The 20,368-nt window shown below is 74.7% G+C and carries 20 protein-coding genes; 6 read left to right on the top strand and 14 right to left on the bottom strand.

What is annotated here, in order from left to right; all coding sequences use genetic code 11:
* The first annotated feature begins 22 nt into the window (after positions 1-22).
* Positions 23-1,681, top strand: coding sequence for a PHP domain-containing protein (locus ACN28F_RS28475; protein WP_289205533.1), 1,659 nt, complete (start codon positions 23-25; stop codon positions 1,679-1,681).
* A gap of 76 nt (positions 1,682-1,757) precedes the next feature.
* Here ACN28F_RS28475 and ACN28F_RS28470 read toward each other — a convergent pair whose 3' ends face one another.
* From ACN28F_RS28470 to ACN28F_RS28410, 13 genes are read right to left on the bottom strand one after another with little or no spacing between them, the layout of a single operon-like run.
* Positions 1,758-3,083, bottom strand: coding sequence for a glycosyltransferase (locus ACN28F_RS28470; RefSeq protein ID WP_289205532.1), 1,326 nt, complete (start codon positions 3,081-3,083; stop codon positions 1,758-1,760).
* Entirely contained in the window at positions 3,080-4,153 is a 1,074-nt protein-coding gene (locus ACN28F_RS28465; RefSeq protein ID WP_289205531.1) for an NAD-dependent epimerase/dehydratase family protein, read from the bottom strand. The genes ACN28F_RS28470 and ACN28F_RS28465 overlap by 4 nt, the downstream gene beginning before the upstream one ends.
* Before the next feature lie 26 nt (positions 4,154-4,179).
* A complete protein-coding gene (locus ACN28F_RS28460; protein ID WP_289205530.1) occupies positions 4,180-4,980 on the bottom strand; it encodes a class I SAM-dependent methyltransferase in 801 nt (266 codons plus the stop codon).
* Positions 4,970-5,977, bottom strand: a complete 1,008-nt coding sequence (locus ACN28F_RS28455) for an NAD-dependent epimerase/dehydratase family protein (protein ID WP_289205529.1) — start codon at positions 5,975-5,977, stop codon at positions 4,970-4,972. The genes ACN28F_RS28460 and ACN28F_RS28455 overlap by 11 nt, the downstream gene beginning before the upstream one ends.
* An 11-nt stretch (positions 5,978-5,988) precedes the next feature.
* On the bottom strand, positions 5,989-6,303 hold the full coding sequence (locus ACN28F_RS28450; protein ID WP_289205528.1) for an antibiotic biosynthesis monooxygenase family protein: 315 nt from the start codon (positions 6,301-6,303) through the stop codon (positions 5,989-5,991).
* Positions 6,300-6,737 (bottom strand): antibiotic biosynthesis monooxygenase family protein, encoded by a 438-nt coding sequence (locus ACN28F_RS28445; RefSeq protein ID WP_289205527.1) that lies wholly within the window; start codon positions 6,735-6,737, stop codon positions 6,300-6,302. The genes ACN28F_RS28450 and ACN28F_RS28445 overlap by 4 nt, the downstream gene beginning before the upstream one ends.
* A 1-nt stretch (position 6,738) precedes the next feature.
* Positions 6,739-7,470 carry an SDR family NAD(P)-dependent oxidoreductase gene (locus ACN28F_RS28440; protein ID WP_289205526.1) on the bottom strand — a complete coding sequence of 244 codons (732 nt, stop codon included), beginning with the start codon at positions 7,468-7,470 and terminating at the stop codon, positions 6,739-6,741.
* Between the two features lie 41 nt (positions 7,471-7,511).
* Positions 7,512-7,982, bottom strand: a complete 471-nt coding sequence (locus ACN28F_RS28435; protein ID WP_289205525.1) for a DUF1772 domain-containing protein — start codon at positions 7,980-7,982, stop codon at positions 7,512-7,514.
* Positions 7,979-8,509, bottom strand: a complete 531-nt coding sequence (locus tag ACN28F_RS28430; RefSeq protein WP_289205524.1) for an SRPBCC family protein — start codon at positions 8,507-8,509, stop codon at positions 7,979-7,981. Before ACN28F_RS28430 ends, ACN28F_RS28435 begins: the two co-directional genes overlap by 4 nt.
* Positions 8,506-8,769, bottom strand: coding sequence for an acyl carrier protein (locus tag ACN28F_RS28425; protein WP_289205523.1), 264 nt, complete (start codon positions 8,767-8,769; stop codon positions 8,506-8,508). Before ACN28F_RS28425 ends, ACN28F_RS28430 begins: the two co-directional genes overlap by 4 nt.
* A 45-nt stretch (positions 8,770-8,814) precedes the next feature.
* Complete coding sequence (locus ACN28F_RS28420; protein ID WP_421360531.1) at positions 8,815-10,062, bottom strand: ketosynthase chain-length factor; 1,248 nt, start codon at positions 10,060-10,062, stop codon at positions 8,815-8,817.
* Positions 10,059-11,366: a beta-ketoacyl-[acyl-carrier-protein] synthase family protein gene (locus ACN28F_RS28415; protein WP_421360529.1), complete on the bottom strand. Its 1,308-nt coding sequence runs from the start codon at positions 11,364-11,366 to the stop codon at positions 10,059-10,061. Before ACN28F_RS28415 ends, ACN28F_RS28420 begins: the two co-directional genes overlap by 4 nt.
* The gene (locus ACN28F_RS28410) at positions 11,363-11,680 is read right to left on the bottom strand and encodes a TcmI family type II polyketide cyclase (RefSeq protein WP_289205520.1); all 318 of its coding nucleotides are present in this window, start codon (positions 11,678-11,680) and stop codon (positions 11,363-11,365) included. The genes ACN28F_RS28415 and ACN28F_RS28410 overlap by 4 nt, the downstream gene beginning before the upstream one ends.
* Before the next feature lie 174 nt (positions 11,681-11,854).
* On the opposite strand from ACN28F_RS28410, the gene ACN28F_RS28405 reads away from it, so the two are divergent.
* Genes ACN28F_RS28405 through ACN28F_RS28385 form a run of 5 tightly spaced genes read left to right on the top strand, consistent with a single transcriptional unit; the run spans position 11,855 to position 19,093 of the window.
* Complete coding sequence (locus ACN28F_RS28405) at positions 11,855-13,003, top strand: cytochrome P450 (RefSeq protein ID WP_421360527.1); 1,149 nt, start codon at positions 11,855-11,857, stop codon at positions 13,001-13,003.
* Positions 13,000-14,271, top strand: coding sequence for a cytochrome P450 (locus ACN28F_RS28400; RefSeq protein WP_289205518.1), 1,272 nt, complete (start codon positions 13,000-13,002; stop codon positions 14,269-14,271). Before ACN28F_RS28405 ends, ACN28F_RS28400 begins: the two co-directional genes overlap by 4 nt.
* Positions 14,268-15,503, top strand: a complete 1,236-nt coding sequence (locus ACN28F_RS28395; protein ID WP_421360525.1) for a nucleotide disphospho-sugar-binding domain-containing protein — start codon at positions 14,268-14,270, stop codon at positions 15,501-15,503. Before ACN28F_RS28400 ends, ACN28F_RS28395 begins: the two co-directional genes overlap by 4 nt.
* Before the next feature lie 15 nt (positions 15,504-15,518).
* Entirely contained in the window at positions 15,519-18,167 is a 2,649-nt protein-coding gene (locus tag ACN28F_RS28390; RefSeq protein WP_421360523.1) for a PEP/pyruvate-binding domain-containing protein, read from the top strand.
* Positions 18,164-19,093 carry an amidohydrolase family protein gene (locus ACN28F_RS28385; RefSeq protein ID WP_289205515.1) on the top strand — a complete coding sequence of 310 codons (930 nt, stop codon included), beginning with the start codon at positions 18,164-18,166 and terminating at the stop codon, positions 19,091-19,093. Before ACN28F_RS28390 ends, ACN28F_RS28385 begins: the two co-directional genes overlap by 4 nt.
* Before the next feature lie 47 nt (positions 19,094-19,140).
* On the opposite strand, the gene ACN28F_RS28380 is transcribed toward ACN28F_RS28385, so the two are convergent.
* Complete coding sequence (locus ACN28F_RS28380) at positions 19,141-20,295, bottom strand: cytochrome P450 (RefSeq protein ID WP_421360521.1); 1,155 nt, start codon at positions 20,293-20,295, stop codon at positions 19,141-19,143.
* Between the last annotated feature and the right edge of the window lie 73 nt (positions 20,296-20,368).

Here is a 20,368-nt window from a genome sequence, read left to right as displayed (position 1 = left end):
GAATCCCCGAGGAGCGCGACACATGGCAGCTGACGTCGTATCACCGGACCCGCAGCCCCACCCCGACACCCCCGGCACCGGCGACGTGTCCCGGCGCGGGTTCCTGCGCGGCGCCGGCGCGGTCGGCCTGGGCGCGGCCGCCGCCGGCCCGCTGACCGCAGGTCAGGCGCTGACGGCGGCACCGGCAGCCGCCGGCACCGGCGCGGCCGGACGGGACCGGCCGCCCCGGGCCGGCTACCACTGGCTCGCCGGCGACCACCACGTCCATTCCCAGTTCAGCGTGGACGGGATCTACCGGGTACGGGACCTGGTCCGGCAGGCCCGCGCGTACGGGTTGGACTGGCTCGTGCTGGCCGATCACGGCCGGGACGTCCACGCCAGCGCCGGCGCGCAACTGGCCGCCGCCGACATCGCCGCCGTGCGCCGTGCGGTCGGCGACATGCTGGTGTTCCAGGGGCTGGAGTGGAACATCCCGGCAGCCGAACACGGCACCGTGTTCGTCCACCCCGGGCCGGACGACCTGGCGGTGCTGCGGGAATTCGAGTCCCGGTTCGACGCCGACGTGCTGGACGCCACCGGCGCGGCGACACCCGACGAGGATCTCGCCCTGGCCGGGCTGCGGTTCCTCGGCGAGGCGGTGGACCGCCGGCGGGTACGCGACGCCCTGTTCATCGGCAACCATCCGGCCCGGCGCGGCCTGAACACCCCGCACGAGCTGCGACGGTGGCGCGACACCCGGCCGGACGTGGCCATCGGCTTCGAGGGGGCGCCGGGTCACCAGGCGGCGGGCATCGCCGCGCCGTTCGGCCTGGGCATGGCCCGGGGGCTGTACTACCTGTCGGCGACCGACGAGTCGTTCGCCGGCTACCCGCGGGAGAGCTACCGCACCTGGGGCGGGTTCGACTGGATGACCGCCACCGTCGGCGGGGTGTGGGACAGCCTGCTGGCCGAGGGCCGACCGTGGTGGATCACGGCGAGTTCGGACGCGCATTCGATCTACGCCGATCCGGCGATCACCGGCCCGGACAGCGACTTCCACGGCACCGGCCGGCACGCCGACCCGGTGTACGGCGGCGCGATCAACCCGTGGACGTTCGACTTCTGGCCCGGCTACTACAGCCGCACCCACGTCGGTGCGGACCGCAGGTCGTACGCGGCGGTGATGGCCGGGCTGCGGGCCGGCCGGATCTGGGTCGACCACGGCGGTCTGATCGACTCCCTCGACGTACGGGCCGTCGCCGGCCGACGGTGGGCGACCCTCGGTGACACCCTCACCGTCCGGTCCGGCAGCCGGGTCGAGTTGACCATCTCGGTCGATCTGGCGCAGGAGGCGAACTGGGCGCAGTTCGTCCCCCGGCTGGCCCGGGTGGACGTGATCCGGGGCGCGGTGACCGGCCCGGCCGCCGACCTGGACACCCGTACCGCCCCGCAGACGTCGGTGGTGGAGTCGTTCGAGGTCACCGCGTCGACCGGCACGGTGACCTTCCGGTACGACCTGGGGCACGTCACCGAACCCTGCTATCTGCGGGTGCGCGGCACCGACGGCAACCGCAGCGCACCCGGCTACCTGGGCGCGGCGGTCGACCCGGCCGGCCCGGCGATGGACCTGGAGGGCTCCGCCGATCCGTGGACGGACCTGTGGTTCTACAGCAACCCGATCTGGGTGCGCCCGGGGCGGTGAACCCGCCCCGGCACCGTCGACCCGCCCGGCCTGCGTGCAGAGCCGGGCGGGTCGACGATCGGGGCCGGCGGCCCGGTCAGCTGGCGGACGCCGTCGCCCGACCGGCCCGCCACATCGCGGCCCGTTCGATGACCGCGCACGCCTCCCGCAGCACCAGGCCCTCGGTGCGCAGCCGCGCGTCCAGGGTGTCCAGGTCGGTGGGGCCGCCGTCGGCCCGTACCGCCCGCCAGACGGCGAGCACCCGGTGCAGGTCCGCCTGGCCGGCCGTACCGGACACCGGACCAGACACCGACGCGGCCGACGCGGCCGGGGCGGGCAGCACGGCGGACACCGGCGCGGCCGGGCCGGTGCCCGGCCGGACGTGGTCGGCCAGCGCCTGCCGGGCGGCCTCGACCAGTGGCAGGTCGACTGTGGTGCCGACGTCGAGCCGGGTCAGGTCCAGCCCGACCGCCGCCGTGGCGGGCGACACGACGGCAGCAGCCGCCCGGTCGGCGACCGACCGCCACGCCGAGGTCAGCCCGGCGAGGTCGACGTCGGCCACCGGTGCACCGCCGGCGTCGAGCGCCTCGGCCAGGTAGCCGGCGACGAACGCGGCCTCGAACAGGTAGCCGTACAGCGCGAACGCGGCGCGCAGCCCATCGGAGCGCACCTCCGGGAAGCGGCGGTACCGGCGGTAGCCGGCCGAGGCGAGCAACCGGAACTGCGCGAGCATCCCGGCCGGATCGGCCCCGGTGCCGTCGCCGCGCCAGACCAGCGCGGCACCCCGACCGTAGCGCCGGGCCCGTTCGGTGATCTCGTCGACGTGCTCCGGCAACAGGTGCAGACCCGGTGCTGTGCCGGCCAGCCACCGGATCGGCAGCCCGGCGGCCCGTACCGCATGACCGAACGCGACGTCCTCGCCGACCAGCGGCAGCTTCTCGTCGAAGCGCAACCAGCCGGGCAGCAGGTCACGCCGTACCCCGCAGTTGCCGGTGACGGTGCGGGCCGAGCGGGCGTCGACCGGTGGCGCGTCGAACAGCCGCTGATGGTTGCAGAAGGCGGTCACCGGCCCCCGCTGCGGCACCCGGACCGGGGCGGTCACCACCGGGCAGTCGGTGCCGGCCAGCGCCGCCGCCAGGTCGCGTCCCCAGCTCGGCGGATAGCCGGCACCGTCGTCGCCGAACAGCACGATGTCGTTGCAGGCCGCCGCCAGCCCGGCGTTGCGGGCCCGCGCCACGTTGGCCCGCTCCAGGCGCAGCACCCGCACCAGCGACGAGCGGGGCAGGGCCGGCAGCCGTCGCGCGCCGTTGACGACGACCAGCACCTCGGCGTCGGGGCCGGTGGCGGACGCCGCCCGGACCGCACCCTCCACCGAGGACCACAGTGACGTACGGGTGCCGAGGGTCGGGATGACCACGCTCACCGACATGCGTCCTCCGCCGGGGTACGGCCCCGCATCGGCGCCACCGCGAACGCCGCCATGCCGTCGGCGAACCCGACCGTCGGCGTCCAGCCGAGCTCGGTCATGATCCGCCGAGGGGAGGCGACGATCTCCCGGACGTCGCCCACCCGGTACTCGCCGGTCACCACCGGTGCCGGGCCGCCACCGGCGGCCGCCAGCACCGTCGCCACCTCCAGGATCGTCCGGGGGTCGCCGGAGGCGACGTTGTACGTCCGTAGGCCCGCGTCGGTGCGGCGCAGCGCGGCGACGTTGGCCGACACGATGTCGTCGACGTGGACGAAGTCCCGGCGGGGGGCGCCGTCCTCGTACACCCGGGGTGCGACCCCGGCGACGACCGCACTGCGGAAGGTGGCCGCCACCCCGGAGTACGGGCTGGCGTAGGGCATGTCGGGGCCGTACACGTTGTGGTAGCGCAACGAGATCGCGCTGCCGCCGGTCTGCACCGCCCAGGCGTCGACCAGCAGCTCCTGGGCGAGCTTGGTGACGGCGTACATGTTGCGCGGTGGGTCCGGCACGTCGTCCTCGGTGACCGGCTCGGCGTCGACGACGCCGCGGCACTGCCCGCAGACCGGCGCGAACCGGCCGGCCGCCAGATCGTGCGGTTCGCGCCCGGCCGGGCGGGTCAGCCCGTGCTCCGGGCAGCGGTAGCGGCTGGCGCCGTAGATCACCACGCTGCCGGCGAGGACCAGCCGACCGATGTCGGCCTCGGCCATCGCCGCCAGCAGCGTGGCGGTGCCGAGGTCGTTGCAGCCGACGTGCCGGCGGGCGTCGAGGATCTCCCGACCCCGACCGACCACCGCCGCCTGGTGACTGACCAGGTCGACGCCGCGCAGCACCGTCTCCACCGTCGCGGGATCGCGCAGATCGCCGGGAACGAACTCGACGCCGTCGGGCATCGGCGGCGGCGTGCCGTCGGGGTGGGCCTCGGGCAGCAGCGCGTCGACGACGCGTACCTCGTGACCGGCGTCGACCAGGGCGGTGACCACCCGCCGGCCGATGAACCCGGCACCTCCGGTGACCAGAATCCGCATCGTCGTCTCCCTTCCGCCCCGGTTCCTCAGCGGGGTCCGGCGGAGGGGGCCGGCCCCGTGGCGGCGTCCGGCCCGGCGGAGGCGTCCGGTGCGACCCGGCAGGCGAAGGCCATGAAGTAGTCCTCGACCCGGACCTCGACGACCTCGTCGAACACGTCCCGCAGGATGCGGGTGGCGGCGTCGCTGTGCAGCAGCTGGGTGCGGTACGCCCCGGTGCGCAGTCGACCGCCGCTGGTGCGGATCATCAGCGCCGTGCCGAGGAAACCGGCGGTACGCCGCAGATGCGCGACCCGGCCGTAACGCAGCCGCTGGAACTGGTGGAAGTTGTCGACCGTCCACAGGTTGCCGATGAACGTCCCGCCAGGGGCGACGAAGCCCCGCAGCCGGGTGAGCACCTGCCGGACGTCGCCGAGATGGTGGATGGCGTCCAGGCACATCACCAGCTCGGAGGTGCCCACGCCGTGGTCGGCCCAGAAGTCGCCCTGGATCAGCTCCAGGTTGTCGTGGTCGACCCGGGCGCGGGCCCGACGCAGTCCTTCGGCCGAGATGTCGACCGCGGTGATCTGGCGGGCCCTGGTCCGTTCGGCGGCCAACCGGGTGAACTCGCCGGTGCCGCAGGCGAACTCCAGCACCCGGCCGGTGTCGGCGGCGTGCCGGCTGATCAGCTCGGCCACGGTCGCCTTCTGCTGCAGGAACGCCTCGCCGAGCACCGGGTGCTGCTCGTGGGTGTCGCGGTCCCAGAACCGGGCGGCCCAGTAGGCGCGGCCGTCCGGCGGGATGTTGCGGATCACGCTGTTGCCGGTACGGGCCATGAACTCAGCGAGCATCGGTCTGCCTTTCGTCGTCGTGGGAGGCACGGGGCGGGGGTACGGCGGTGCGGCCGGTCACGGTGCCGGGGTCCGGCGGCGGGCGGCGGTTCGGGGTGGCCCGCCACATCGCGGTGATCCCGTCGGCCAACGTGGTCCGCGACCGCCAGCCGAGCAGCCGGCGGGCCCGGCCGACGTCGAGGAGCACGTCGCGGCGGTCCACCGGGCGTGGCGGCAGCCGGCGTACCGGCAGGTCGCCGCCGACGACCGTGCGGACCGCGGTCAGCAGGTCCGCCAGCGGGGTGCTGACCCCGGAGCCGACGTTGAGGATCACCGGCGGCGTTCCGGCGGTGGTGCCGAGCCGGGCGGGCAGCCGCAGCATGCAGTCGACGACGTCGTCGACGTACACGTAGTCCCGGGTGGTGTCCGGGTCGCCGATCAACGTCAGCGGCTCCCCGGCGGCGGCGGCGCGCAGCCAGTAGGCCAGCACGCCCTGGCTGCGGTCTACCCGCTGCCCCGGCCCGTAGACGTTGGACAGTCGCAGGATGACGGTGGGGATGCTGTCGCAGTGGTCGAGCAGCAGCTGTTCCAGCGCGAGCTTCGCCGCGCCGTAGCGGGAGGTGGCCCGGGTCGGCAGGTCCTCCCGGTACGGTCCGGGCAGGTCGGGGTCGTAGACGGTGCCGGCGGAGCTGGTCAGCACGACCATCGGTGGGTCCGGGGTCCGGGCCAGCATCCGCACCAGCGCGGCGAACCGGGCGTGGTCGGCGGTGACCAGCTCCGGATGCTGCTCCGCCAGCGCCGGGGTGACGCTGGTGGCCAGGTAGAAGATGACCGCCGGGCCGCCGGTGGCCGCCTGCTGGTGCAGTCCGCGCTGGCGGGTGTAGCCGTGCACCACGGTGCCCCGGGCGATCAGTGAGCCGCTGAGTCGCCGGCCGATGAAGCCGTCCGAGCCGACCACCGCGACGGCGGGTGCCGACGTGTCCGGCCGGGCGGCGCGCACCGGCGCCACGGTGTCCATCGTCGCCGCCCCTACCCGTAGGAGGCCGCGACGCGGTAGACGCCGAACGGCGGACTCATCCGGGTGTCCTGGTACGGCCGCAGCGGCGCGGTGATCTGCCGGTGTGCCGCACCCTGCTCCCAGGCGTGGAACGCCGCCATGCTGGCCCACTCGCTGAGCACCACCATCGACCCCGGCGGGTCGACCAGTTCCAGCAGGGCGTTGCGGACCAGTCCCGGGGTGCCGTCGAGTTCCCGGCTCACCTGGTGGTAGGCGTCGACGACGCTGGCCGGCCCGTCCGGCGGGGCCACGGCGAACAGCAGTACGCAGACCCGTGGGCCGCTCACCGGTCGGCTCCGTCGGCGGCCGGCGGACCGGCTCCGTCGCCAGCGCGCGGGCCGGCCGCGTCAGCGGGGCGGACCGCGACCACGGTCATCGTCGACATCGACCCCGACTCACGGTACGGGTGCAGCCGGGCCCGGTGTTCCTGGTGCCGGTCGCTTTGCTCGTAGTCGCGGAAGCTGGCCTCGTCGGTCCAGTCGCTGACGATGTAGTACACGCCGGGTTCGGTGTCGCTGCGGCTCAGCGACTGGCCGAGCTGCGCGGCCTCGGCGGCGATGGTGGCCGCGCCGGAGCACCAGGCCCGGACGAACTGGTCGTCCTGCCCGGCCTTGACCTGCATCCGCAGCAGCACCCGGTACGCGGTGGCCGACTCCGGCCACTGATCGGTCTGCGATGCCTCGGGCGCCTCGGGCGCCCGGGCCGTCTGGGGGGCCGCCATGTCAGATCCCACCGTCGACGTCGACGGTGGCGCCGGTCAGGTAGCCGGCCGCTTCGCTGGCGAGGAAGCAGACCACGGCGGCGACCTCCTGCGGGGTGCCGAGGCGGCGCAGCGCGGTCAGCTGCTCGTAACGGGCCAGGACCTCGGCGGGCAGCTCCTTCTCGGTGGCGATCACGCCGGGTGCCACCAGGTTGACCCGGATTCCCCGGGGCCCGAGTTCCTTGGCCAACGACCGGGTGAGCCCGATCAGGCCGGCCTTCGCGGCGGTGTAGTGGGCACGCAGCGGGATGCCGACGGTGGCGACCCGGGAGCCGACGTTGACGATCGACGCCCCGGCGCCGAGCAGGGGCAGGACCTCCCGCACGACCAGGAACGCGCCGGTGAGGTTGGTGTCCAGCACCCGCCGCCACTCGTCGACGGCCAACTGGTCGATCGGCTGGTGGCTGATCACGCCGGCGTTGTTGACCACGACGTCGAGCCGGCCGTACCGCAGCCGGCACTCGTCGGCCAGGGCCGTGAGCTGCCCGGGGTCGCCGATGTCGGCGCGGACCAGGTGGTGGTCGCCGGGGATCTCCTTGAGCGTACGGGCGAGGTCGTCGACGTGCGGGCCGTCGGCGCGGTAGCAGGCGACGACGTCGGCACCGGCGTGGGCCAGGGCCGTGACGATGCCCCGGCCGATTCCCCGGGTGCCCCCGGTGACCAGGGCCGCCCGGCCGGACAGTGAGGTGGGCATGGATGCCTCCAACAGACGATTCGGGTTCGGTGTCACCGGGGTCAGGTCAGCAGCCCGGTGGCGGCGACGTTCGCGATGAAGGCGAGCACGGCCGCGGCGGTACGGATCCGGTTCCAGCGCTGCCAGCGCAGGCGGGGGTCGAGCCGGGCCCAGTCGTCGGGTTGCCGGCCGGGGTCGAGCCGGCTGACGTACCGGTTGACCGGGACGTTCTTGACGATCGAGATGGCCATCACGGTGGCCAGCAGCGCGGCGGCGACGACCAGGACAGTGCGCGCCGACGCGGTGGGCGCGGCGATCGCGGCGACCACCGCCAGCGCCAGGGCCGTACCGTTGAGGATCGGCATCAGCGGGTCGTAGCGCGGCCAGAGAAACTGGACGGTCCGGACGTACCCCCGGTACGGCTGGGCGACCATCATCGGCACGATGCCGACCACGGTGGAGACCATGATCCCGGCGGCGACGCCGTTGCAGACGGCGGCGAGTCCGGCGGCGGTCTGCGCGAGGGCGCTCACGGCGCCCGCTCCAGCGACGGCGACGACTCCTGCTCCGGTGCCCGCTCCAGCGACGGCGACGACTCCTGCTCCGGTGTCGGCGACGGGCCGCCGCTTTCCAGGATCTGCTTGATCCGGGCCAGCTGGATCGGGGAGTTTCGGTTGATCCGTTCGGTCATCGCGGCGTCGTCGACCGGGGCGTCCGGACGCATCTGGAACTCCTGCTGCCAGCGCAGTTCGACCTCGTCGCCGACCTGGCGGTACTCCCACCGCAGCCGCATGTACTCGAACGGGCCGGGTTCGACCCGCCGGGCGGTCACCACCCGGTTGACCGGGTCGAGTTCCCGCTCGGAGACCCAGCTCCAGCTGCGCCCGTCCTCGGGGTGGGTGGTGAGCCGGAACCGTACGTAGTTCGGCGCGGTGTGCAGGATCTCTGCGGCGGCGTACTCACTGAACAGCTGTGGCCAGCCGGCGACGTCGTTGGTGACCGACCAGACCAGCTCCATCGGCGCGGCGATCCTGATCGCGTTGTCGGTACGCCCGCTCATGCCGTGCTCACCGGCGGGTTGGCGAGGATCTCGTTGATCTGGGCGACCGTCTGCGCCGGGGTGGCGGTGACCGCGACGGCGTCCTCCGGCACCTCGACGCCGAGCGTCTGACGGACCCGGACGCTGACCTCCAGCAGCGCCAGCGAGTCGTAGCCGAGGTCGGCGTAGCTGGTGTCGGCGGCGGCCGGGCCGGGCCCGGCGCCCTCCCCCGCCACCTCACCGAGCAGCGCACCAAGGTCGTCCACTGTGAACGTGGGCATCTGGTCGTCCCTTCCGTCTGCCCTCCGCCGGCCGGCGGAGGGTCGTCACACCGCCCTGACCACCAGCGCGGCGTTGAACCCGCCGTAGCCACGGGCCAGCACCACCGCCACCCGCACCCGCGCCGGGCGGGGCACCTCCAGGACCAGGTCGAGCGGACAGTCCGGGGCCGGCGCGCCGATCCCCACCGCCGGCGGCAGGACCGAGTCCCGGATGGCCAGCACCGCCGCCACCACGTCGAGGGCGGCCCCACCGGCGTACATCCGGCCGGTCATGGTCTTCGGCACCGCCACCGGCACCCGGCCGGGACCGAACACGGCGGCGATCGCCGCGGCCTCCTGCCGGTCGGCCTCGCGGACCCCGGCGCCGTCGGCGAAGACCACGTCGACGTCGGTCGGTCGCTGGCCGGCGTCGGCCAGCGCCGCTTCGATCGCCCGGCGCAGGCCCGGCTCGCCGGTGCCGGGCCGGGGGTCGAACGTGGCGGCGCAGCCGGCGATCTCGGCGTACCCACGGGCACCGCGCGAACGCGCCGAGTCCTCCCGTTCGACCAGCAGGATCGCCCCGCCCTCACCGGGCACGTAGCCGGCCGCGTCGGCGGCGAACGGCAGGTAGCTGCGGTGCGGGTCGTCGCCGGTGGCCAGCCGGCCGCTGGCCAGCTGGCAGACGATGGCGTACGGCGACAGCGGTGCCTCGGCCCCGCCGGAGACCACGAGTCGGCTGCCGGCGCGCAGCAACCGCCGGGCGTCGGCGAGGGCGTCCAGCCCGGCGGCCTGTTCGCTGACCAGTACCCCGCACGGGCCCCGGGCGCCGTAGCGGATGGACAACTGTCCGGTGGTCGCCGCGTAGAACCAGGCGATCGACTGGTAGGCGCCGACGAACTGCGGCCCCTGCGACCAGAGCCGGGCGATCTCCCGCTGGCCGAACTCGTTGCCGCCGGACGAGCTGCCGGTGACCACACCGAACTCGTACTCGGGCAGGGTCGTCGGGTCGATGCCGGCGTCGGCGAACGCCTCGGTCGCGGCGGCCAGCCCGAACGCGGTCCACCGGTCGGTCTGCGCGGTCAGCCGGGGCGGCAGGTGCGCGCCGGCGACGAAGTCCTCGGCGACGCCGCCGACCCGCAGCGGATAGTCGGCACCCACCGACGGCAGCGGCCGGATGCCGCTCTTGCCGGCCAGGGTGGCCGACCAGTACGCCGGCACCCCGGTGCCGTTGGGGGCGACGACGCCGATCCCGGTCACCAGTGCCCGCCCGCCGGCGGTGCCGGATGTCAGGGCGCCGGGCGTCGGGGCGCTCACCGGTGCGCCGCCGTCCGGTCGAGCACCACGGCGGTCTGGAAACCGCCGAATCCGCTGCCGACACTGAGCACCGCGTCGAGGTGGGCGTCGCGCGCGGTGACCGGCACGTAGTCCAGGTCGCAGTCCGGGTCGGGCTCGGTCAGGTTGGCCGTCGGCGGCACCACCTGGTGGCGCAGGGCCAGGGCACAGGCCGCGACCTCGATCGAGCCGATCGCGCCGAGGGAGTGGCCCACCATCGACTTGATGGAACTGACCGGCACCTGGTAGGCCCGCTGGCCGAGACTGTGTTTGAAGGCCGCCGTCTCGTGCACGTCGTTCTGCCGCGTACCGGAGCCGTGGGCGTTGACGTAGTCGATGTCGGTCGGGTCGAGCCGGGCCCCGGCCAGCGCGACGCGGATCGCGTCGGCCATCTCCCGGCCGTCGGGGCGCAGACCGGTCATGTGGTACGCGTTGGCCCGGCGGGCGAACCCGGCGACCCGGCAGTAGCCGGCGGCACCGCGTCGGCGGGCGTGGCCGGCCTCCTCGATGACGAACACGGCCGCGCCTTCACCGAGGACGAACCCGTCGCGTCGCCGGTCGAAGGGGCGGCTGGCGTGCCCGGGGTCGGCGTTGTTGGCCGAGGTGGCCCGGATGGTGTCGAAGCAGGCCACGGTGATCGGCGAGATCGGCGCGTCGGACGCGCCGGCCACCACCACGTCGGCGCTGCCCTCGACGATCAGCGCGGCGGCGTGCCCGACGGCGTCCAGACCGGAGGTGCAGCCGGTGGAGATCAGCGAAACCGGCCCCTGCGCGCCGCACTGCCAGGCGACCTCGGCGGCGATGGAGCTGGGGACCAGGTAGTCGTACAGGTCCGCGCCGGCCGCCGTGTGGTCGACCAGCCAGTCCCGGCCGTGGTTGCTGACCGCCTTGTACTGCTCCTCCAGCCGGATCGTGCAGCCGACCGCCCCGCCGATGACGGTGCCGAGCCGGTACGGGTCGGCGGCGGCGAAGTCGAGTCCGCTGTCACGCATCGCCTCGGCCGCCGCGACCAGCGCGAACTGGGTGGTGCGGTCCAGCCTCCGGGCCTGTTCGGGGCTCAGCCCGGCGGCGACCGGGTCGAACTCGCACTCGGCGGCGATGCGGGACCGGAATCCCTGCGGGTCGAACAGGGTGATCGGGCCGGTGGCGCTGCGGCCGGCGGTGAGCAGATCCCAGAAGGCCGGTACGCCGATGCCGCCCGGCGCCACCACCCCGATCCCGGTGACGACCGCGGTCCGGTGCGCGTCGCCGGTCCCCGCCGAGGTCCGGGCCGCGTCGGCGGTCACCGCCGCCACCGGTAGAACTCGGTGGCCATCGCGTCCGCCGGGCCGCGCCAGCCCGGGTCGTACGCGCTGACGTGCGCCGCCAGCCGGTCGCTGACCTCGGTGAACAGTGGATGGTCACGGTGCCGGGCCAGCCCCGGACCCAGGTCCTGATCGGAGTCGATCAGGTGGAAGTACAGGTCGTGGAAGGTGAACAGGCTGCGCGAGCGGACCCCGAGCAGGTGCGGCAGTTCGGTGCGGTCCGACTCGCCGAACACCTCGGCGACCCGGTCGGCGTGCCCCGGCTGCAGCCGCGCGACGATCAAGGTCCGGTGCATGGTCCCTCCGTCTCCCACCGGTGATTGCTGCGGGCCATCGTCGGGCGGCCCGGTCCAGCGGCGCTGAAGAACCGATCGACCGAGGTCGTCGAGCCGGAATGGACTCAGGGTCGAGCCCGACCGGTCAGGCTCTGCTCCCGATCCGCCCAGGCCGCAGCAGGCAAGGAGATGCCGATGTCCGGCGGTTGCCCGCACTACCCGTTCCCGTGGCCGTCGCAGACCGACCAGCCGCGGGAGTTCGCCGACCTGCACCGTCAGCCGGTGCTGCCGGTCCGGCTGCCCAGCGGCGACCGGGCATTGCTCGTCACCGGCTACCACGAGGTACGGGCGCTGCTGACCGACCCGAGGATCAGCAAGAACCGGCAACGGCCCGACATGGCCCGGATGACCCCACCGGCCGACGGACCGCCGAAGCACTTCGGCCGTCAGGTGCAGATGGACCCGCCCGGCCACACCCGGATGCGCCGGCTGATCGCCAAGGCGTTCAGCGGCGCCCAGATGGCCCGGTTACGTCCCCGGGTCGCCCAGCGGGTCGACGACCTGCTCGACGCCATGACCGGCGGGCAACGCCCGGTCGACCTGGGTACGGCGTTCGCCCACCCGCTGAGCCTGCACGTGATCTGTGACCTGCTCGGCGTACCGGAGGGTGACCGGGCGGCGCTGGCCGGCATGCACGCCCCGCCGTGGGACTACCTCGGCGAACTGATCGAACGTCGCCGCAGCGACCCCGACGACGGGCTGATCAGCGCCCTGATCGAGGTCAGCGACGCCGACGACGGCCGACTCAGCCCCACCGAGCTGCACTGGTGGTGCACGGTGCTGCTGCTGGCCGGCTACGAGACCACCGCCCACCAGCTGCTCTCGGCGGTGGTGCTGCTGCTGGAGCATCCCGACCAGCTGGCGACGCTGCGCGCCGATCCGACCGCGATGCCGACGGCCGTGGAGGAACTGCTGCGCCACCAGGTGGTCGGCACCTCGCTGTCGATGCTGCGCTACGTCACCGACGACATCGACCTCGGCGGTACGACGCTGCCGAAAGGGTCCAGTGTGGTGCCCTCCCTGGAGTGCGCCAACCACGACCCGGCCGTCTTCACCGACCCGCTCACGTTGGACCTTCGCCGCGCCGGCCCGGCCCAGCTGACGTTCAGCTTCGGCCGGCACTTCTGCGTCGGGGCGTCGCTGGCCCGGGTCGAGCTGGAACTCGGCCTGGCCGGGCTGCTGACCCGACTGCCCACGCTGCGCCTGGCGGTGTCGGTGGACCGGCTGCGCCGCCGCGAGGACCCGTTCACCCAGGGCTTCACCGCCGTACCGGTGACCTGGTGAACCACCGGCGGCCCGGCGCCGCCGGCGCCACCTGGACCGTCACCGACTTCGAGGAGGGGCCACCCATGCCGGACATCCCCGACGGCTGCCCGTACCCGTTCCCCCGCCCGTCGGCGCTGGGCGTGCCCGAGGCGTTGGCCGACGCCCGCCGCCGGCCGGCGGTGCCGGTCACCCTGCCCAGCGGGGATCCGGCGACGCTGGTGACCCGCTACCGCGACGTGCGGGCGCTGCTGGTCGACCCCCGGCTCAGCCGCAACCTGAACCGGCCGGACGCCGCCCGGATCAGCCGGCACAACCGGATGTTCCAGGACGACCGGATCGACCCCGACCCGCCGGAGCACACCCGGGTACGGCGGCTGGTGACGAAGGCGTTCACCCCGGCCCGGGTCGCCGACCTGGAACCGTTCATCCACCGGGTGGTCGACGAACTGCTCGACGCGATGGCCGCCCGGGGCGGCCCGGTGGACCTCAACGAGGCGTTCGCGTTCCCGCTGCCGATCCGGGTCATCTGCCACCTGCTGGGAGTACCGGAGCAGGACATGGCCCGGTTCCGGGGCTGGACCGACGCGTTCCTGTCGGTCAGTGGGATGACCGGCCCACAGATCGGCGCGGCGATGCGCGAACTGACCGACTACATGGACGAGCTGATCGCCGCCAAGCGGCGCGCGCCGGGCACCGACCTGATCAGTGCGATGATCCGGGTCCGCGACGAGGTCGACGGTGCGTTGACCGAGTACGAGCTGCGCTGGTGGTGCCGGCTGCTGCTGCTGGTCGGCTACGAGACCACCGCCACCCAGCTCGGCGGGGGCGTGGCGATGCTCCTGAGCCACCCGGACCAGCTGGCGAAGCTGCGTGCCGACCCGACGCTGCTGCCGGGTGCGGTGGAGGAGCTGCTGCGCTGGAAACTGGTCGGCTCGTCGGTGTCGATGCTGCGCTACGCCACCGCCGACATCGCCCTCGACGGGTTCACCATCCCGGCCGGCACCAGCGTCGTCCCGGCGGCGGACTCGGCCAACCAGGACGAGACGGTCTTCGCCGACCCGGGCACGTTCGACATCACCCGACGCAACGCCGGTGAGCACCTCACGTTCAGCCTCGGGGTGCACCACTGCATCGGCGCCGGGCTGGCCCGTACGCAGCTGCGGATCGCCACCGGGGCGCTGCTGGACCGGTTTCCCGGGCTGCGGCTCGCGGTGCCCGTCGACGAGCTCGCCCGCCAGCCCGGTGCCCTGCTGGAAGGCTTCGTCGCGATCCCGGTGACCTGGTGAGCGGCCACCACATCCCGGACCGGCCGCTGCGGGTCCTGATGACCTCGTGGGCCTGGTCCTCGCACTACCTGCCGCTGGTGCCGCTGGGCTGGGCGCTGCGGGCCGCCGGGCACGACGTACGGGTGGCCAGCCAGCCGGCGCTCGCCCCGGTGATCACCGACTCGGGCCAGGTCGCGGTCGCCGTCGGCCCGGACCTGGACCACACCGAGGTGCACCGGCGGGTGATGGCCGGGCTGACCCTGACCGGCGTGCCGGCGGCACCGGCGGCCGGTGAGTCGATGCGCCACTGGGCACCGGCCCGGCAGGACCGGGTGCGCCGGGTGTTTGGCGTGTTCAACGCGTACGCCGAGGCGATGCTCGACGACCTGCTCGCGTACGCCCGGTGGTGGCGGCCGGACCTGGTCGTCTTCGACCCCACCACGTACGCCGGTCCGGTGGTCGCGGCGGCGCTGGGGGTGCCGGCGGTCCGGCACATCCACGGGGTCGACGTCACCTACCAGGCGCGGGACGTGATCGGCGGGTACGTCGCCGCGCTGGCCGACCGGCTCGGTCTGGTCGACGTCGACCCGCTCGGTACGGTGACCGTCGACCCCTGCCCGCCCCGGATGCAGATCCCGGATCCGCTGCGCCGGCTGCCGGTGCGCTACCTGCCGTACAACGGCCCGGCGGTGCTGCCGGACTGGCTGCACGCGCCGGCCCACCGCCGCCGGATCTGCCTGACCTGGGGCACCTCCACCACCCGGTTGACCGGCCCGGACACGGTCACCCTGCCGACCGTGCTGGCGGCGGCCGCCGGGCTGGACGTCGAGGTCGTGGTGGCGGTGACCCGCCGCGACGCCGAGGCGCTCGGCGACGTCGCCGACAACGTACGGGTGGCACCCGACCTGCCGCTGCATCTGGTGCTGCCGAGCTGCGCGGCGCTGGTGCACCAGGGCGGCAACGGCACGCTGCTGACCGGGGTCTGGCACCGGGTGCCGCAGCTGGTCCTGCCCCGCCTGCCGGACCAGCGGTTCCACACCGACCGGTTCGTCGCCACCGGGGCCGGGCTGGCCCTGCCGGCGGAGGCGGTCACCGTCGCGGCGGTCCGGGCCGCGCTGGTCGAGCTGCTCGACGGTACGGCGTACCGGGCGCGGGCCGGGCAGCTGCGCGACGAGTCGTGGGCGATGCCGACGCCGGCCGCGATCGTCGCCGACCTCGCCGCGCTCGCCACCCCGACACCTGTCCACAGTTGACTGAGGAGTGCCGCCGTGACCAGGTACGTCGTTGCCTTGGAGGAGATCGGGCCGGCCGACGCCGGGCGGGTCGGCCGCAAGGCCGCCACGCTGGGCGGGCTGCTGGCCGACGGGTTCGCCGTCCCGGCCGGGTTCGCGGTGACCGCCGACGCCGCGCCGACGGCGGCGACAGCGACGACAGCGGCGGCGACCGGCCGTGCCGGTGCCGGTGTCCGCGACGGCGACGGCCTGCCGGACGGGTTCGTCGACGAGCTGGTCGGGGCGTTGCGGCGCCTCGGTGACCAGCCGGTGGCGGTGCGCTCGTCCGGGCTGGCCGAGGACGGCCCGGACCTGTCCTACGCCGGCCAGTACACCTCGGTGCTGGGTGTGCGGGGCCTCGACGCGGTGCTGTCGGCGATCCGCGACTGCTGGGCGTCGGCCCGGTCGGCCCGGGTCCGCGCCTATCAGGACGGCCGGGCCGGTACCGCCGGCGACGCCGGTCGGCCGGCCGACCGGATCGGGGTCCTGGTGCAGACGATGGTGGAGGCGACAGCGGCCGGAGTGGCGTTCAGCCGCGACCCGGTCGCCGACGACGACGGCACCGCGCTGGTCAGCGCGGTACGCGGCCTGGGCGACCGGCTGGCCGCCGGGCAGGTCGACGCCGAGGAGTGGCGGGTCGTCGGCCCGACGGCCAGCCTCGCGGCCCGACCCGGTCCCGGCACCGGCGGTGGCGCCGGCGCGACCGACGGTGGTGCCGCCGTGCTGCGGCCGGAGCAGGCCCACGCCGTGGCCGAGTTGGCCCGGCGGGCCGCGCGGCGGCTCGGCACCGCGCAGGACATCGAGTGGGCGTTCGCCGGCGACACCCTGTGGCTGCTGCAGTCCCGGCCGGTCAGCACCGGGTCGGCGGTGCCCCTGGTGCCGGTCCCCGTCGAGGTGCCGCCCGGTTTCTCGACCCGCAACCGCAGCATGGACCGGCCGTGGACGCCGGTCGAACGCGACGTGCTCCTGCCGGTCTTCCGTACCGGGGTCGGTGACCTCTTCCGCTACACCACCGGCAGCACCCCGCAGGTGCACCTGATCGGTGGCTGGACCTACCTGACCGGCCCGGCCGAGGACGCCGCCGCCACGGCGCGGCGATGGGAGCGGGTCGCCGCCGACGTCGCCGCCGGTCGGCCGGTGGCGCTGATCCGGGCCTGGGCGCGGCACCGGCGGGACGAGTTCGCCGCGCGCACCGCCACGCTGCGCGACGTCGACCTGGCGACGCTCGACGACGACGCGCTGACCGCCCACCTCGACGCCGTCCACACGCTCTTCACCCAGCTGCACGAACGCTACTTCCAGCTCACCGGTGCGGCGATCGCCGTCGCCGCCGAACTCGGCACGGTCTGCGCAGACCTGCTCGGCTGGTCGCCGTTGCAGACCGCGCGGCTGCGGGCCGGGCTCACCGGCGACCACATGGCGGCGGCGACGGCGTTGACCGTACTGGCCCGGCTGGCCGACGACAGCCCCGAGGTCCGGCGGTGGCTGGCCGACGCCGGACCGACCCTGGTGCGTGCGACCGCCGATCCGGGTGCGACCGCCGATCCGGGGCCGCCGGACGCGCGGTTCGCCGCCGCACTGGCCGACTACCGGCACCGGTACACCCACCGGACCCTCGGCTTCGACCTGACCGAACCGACCATCGCCGAACAGCCGGCGGTGCTGCTGGCGATGCTGCGGGCCCAGCTGGAGCGCCCGTACGACCTGGCGGCCCGGCGAGCGGCCGGCGACCGTACGGTGACCGACGCCCTCGCGCAGGCCCGGACCGCGCTCGCCGGGCGGTCGGCGGCCGACCGGCAACGGTTCGAGGCGGCGTACGCCGCCAGTGTGCTCAGCGGCCCGGTCCGCGACGAGAAGGCGTACCACGCCACCTCGGTCTGGGCGCTGCTGCGCTACACGGTGCGGGAGTTCGGCCGCCGCCTGGTCCGGCGGGGCGCGCTGGACCGGGTCGACGACGTCTTCTTTCTGCGCCTGCGCGAGATCCGGTCGGCGCACGGCGGCGGCGCGGCGGACGGCACCGCCGACGGCGCGGCCACCGGCACCGCCGACGGCGCGACGGACTCGTCGGCGGACTGGTTGGCGATGGTGCGGCGACGACGCGGCGAGCACGCCTGGGCGCTGGCCAATCCGGGACCGCCGGCCTACGGCACGCCCCCGACCGGGACCGGCGACGACGAGCCGCCACCGCTGTCGCCGGCGGGGCAGCGGGCCGCCCGGGTCGCCGGATACGCGATGGGTCTGCTGGTCGGGCACCGCCCGTCGGCGGCGCAGGCGGACCGGTTGTCCGGCCTGGCCGCGTCGACCGGCCGCTACCGGGGACCAGTCCGGGTGGTCCGCACCCTGGCCGACTTCGACAAGGTACGGCCGGGTGACGTGCTGGTCTGCCCGGAGACCACCGCGCAGTGGTCGATGCTGTTCTGCGTGATCGGTGCCCTGGTCACCGACCGGGGCAGCATCCTGTCGCATCCGGCGATCCTGGCCCGCGAGTACCGGATCCCGGCGGTGGTCGCCACCGGCGCGGCCACCGGTCGGCTCCGCGACGACGACGTGGTGCTGGTCGACGGATCCGCCGGCACGGTGCTGCTCGACGGGTCCAGCCCGGCATCGGCGACAGCCGGTGCCGCCACGTCGGGATCGCGGTCATGAGCGCCGGGCGCGTCGACGTGCACCATCACGCGATTCTGCCGGCCATCGCCCGGCTGATGCGCGAGCACGGTGCCACCTTCACCCTGCCCTGGTCGCTGCCGCAGACCTGGCAGGTGCTGGCGGACAACCGGATCGACGTGGCGCTGGTGTCCAACCCGATCCCGGCCGGATTGTTCAGTGACGTCCAGGTGGCGGCGCGGTTCAACCGGGCCGCCAACGAGGCGGTCGCCGAGTTCGTCGCCGCGCACCCGGGACGGTTCGGGCTGCTGGCCGCGCTGCCGATGCCGTACGTCGACGCGGCGTTGGACGAGGTGGCGTACGCCTTCGACACGTTGCGGGCCGACGGGGTGGTGCTGATCGCGCACGCCGGCGACGCCTACCTGGGTGCGCCGCTCTACGACCCGGTGCTGGCCGAGCTGAACCGCCGCCGGGCGGTGGTCCTGGTGCACCCGATGACGCTGCCCGGCGGACCGGTCGACGGCGTACCGCCGGTGCTGGCCGATTTCCTGCTCGACACCACCCGGGCGGCGATCAGTCTGATCTGGACCGAGGCGCTGGACCGCTACCCCGACATCAGTTTCATCCTGGCCCACGGTGGCGGCTTCCTGCCGTACGCGGCGAGCCGGGTCGCCGCGCTCGGCGAGGCGTTCTACGACGTACCCGCCGCGCGGGTGCGCTCGGCGCTCGGCCGGTTCCACTACGACCTGGCGCTGACCGCCCCGTCCGGCCTGCCCAGCCTGCTCGCCGCCGTCGGGCCGGACCGGATCCTGTACGGCACCGACTGGTCGGCGGCACCGGAGCCGGTGGTCGCCGCCGGTGGTCGGGCCATCGACCGGCAACTCGCGGCGCTGGATCCGGCGGCCCGCGCGGCGATCGAGCGGGACAACGCGCTGCGGCTGTTCCCCCGGCTGGGCACCACCGGGTGACCGGCCTCACCGGGTGCAGCCTGCTCAGGTGACCGGCCGCCAGCGCCTCACCAGGTGACCAGCAGCTGGGCCGGGCCCCGGGTGGCCAGCCCGGTCCACCAGCGGACCGGATCGGGACCGTCGGCCAGCCGCAGCCCGGGCACCCGGTGCAGCAGCCGGTGCAGCGCGATCCGCAGCTGAGTACGGGCCAGGGCGGCGCCCAGGCAGTAGTGGGCACCGTGGCCGAAGGTCAGATGCGCGCGGGCACCCGTACCGGCGGGCGGGCCGTCGCCGGCGGTGTCCCGGTTGGCGTGCAGGATGGACACCACGACGGCCTCACCGGCGCGGACCGTGACCGGCCCGAGCGCGACGTCGGCCAGCGCCACGCGCGGGAAGGTCATCGGGGTGGCCGGCAGTCGGCGCAGGTGCTCCTCCACGACGGTGGCCACCCGGGTCTCGTCGGGGGCGGTGCCGAGCGCCGCCGGATCCAGCAGGTGGGCCAGCACGCCGAGGCCGAACTGCCCGACGGTGGTCTCGTAGCCGGCGGTCAGCACCGCCAACGCGAGGTCGACCAGTTCGGTACGGGTCAGCGCCCCGGCGTCGTGGGCGGTGATCAGCCCGGTGAGCAGGTCGTCGCCGGGTTGCGCCCGACGCTTGTCGATCAGCCGTGACATGTACGCGTACAGCGTGAACGCCCGTCGGGCCTTGTCCCGGGCGCCGGTGGCGGTCACGTCGAACAGCACACCGGCCCACTGCTGCACCTGCGGCCGGTCGGCGGCCGGTACGCCGAGCAGGTCACCGATGACGGCGACCGGCAGCGGCACCGCCACCGCCGCCATCAGGTCGGCCGGCGGGCCGGCCGCGATCATGGCGTCCAGCAGTTCGTCGGTGAGCCGCCGCACCCGTACGGCGTCGGCGTCGACGCGGCGCGGCCCGAAGGCCGCGCTGACCTGCCGGCGGAGTCGGGCGTGGGCGGCACCGTCCATGCTCATCATCGAGCTCGGTGCCGGGTTGGCGGTGTTGACCCGGGGCGCGCCGGCGGCGGCCGCCGCGGCCCGGCTGAACCTCGCGTCGCCCAGCACCGCCCGGCCGAGCCGCAGGTCGGTGACCACCCAGACCTGATCGCCGGTGGGGGTGGACACCCGTACCACCGATGCCGGGTCGGTGAGATCGACCAGGGCCGGGAGCGGACCGAACGCGTCGGCCGCGGCTGTCGTGGTCACGGCGGGGCCTCCTGGGTGCCGGTGGCCCCTATCGCAACCGGCCACGCCCCAGGGCCGGTCCAGTCCGGCTCGG

It is taken from the genome of Solwaraspora sp. WMMA2101, from assembly GCF_049179175.1.
GTDB lineage: Bacteria > Actinomycetota > Actinomycetes > Mycobacteriales > Micromonosporaceae > Micromonospora_E.
This window is presented reverse-complemented; position numbering and strand designations above follow the sequence as displayed.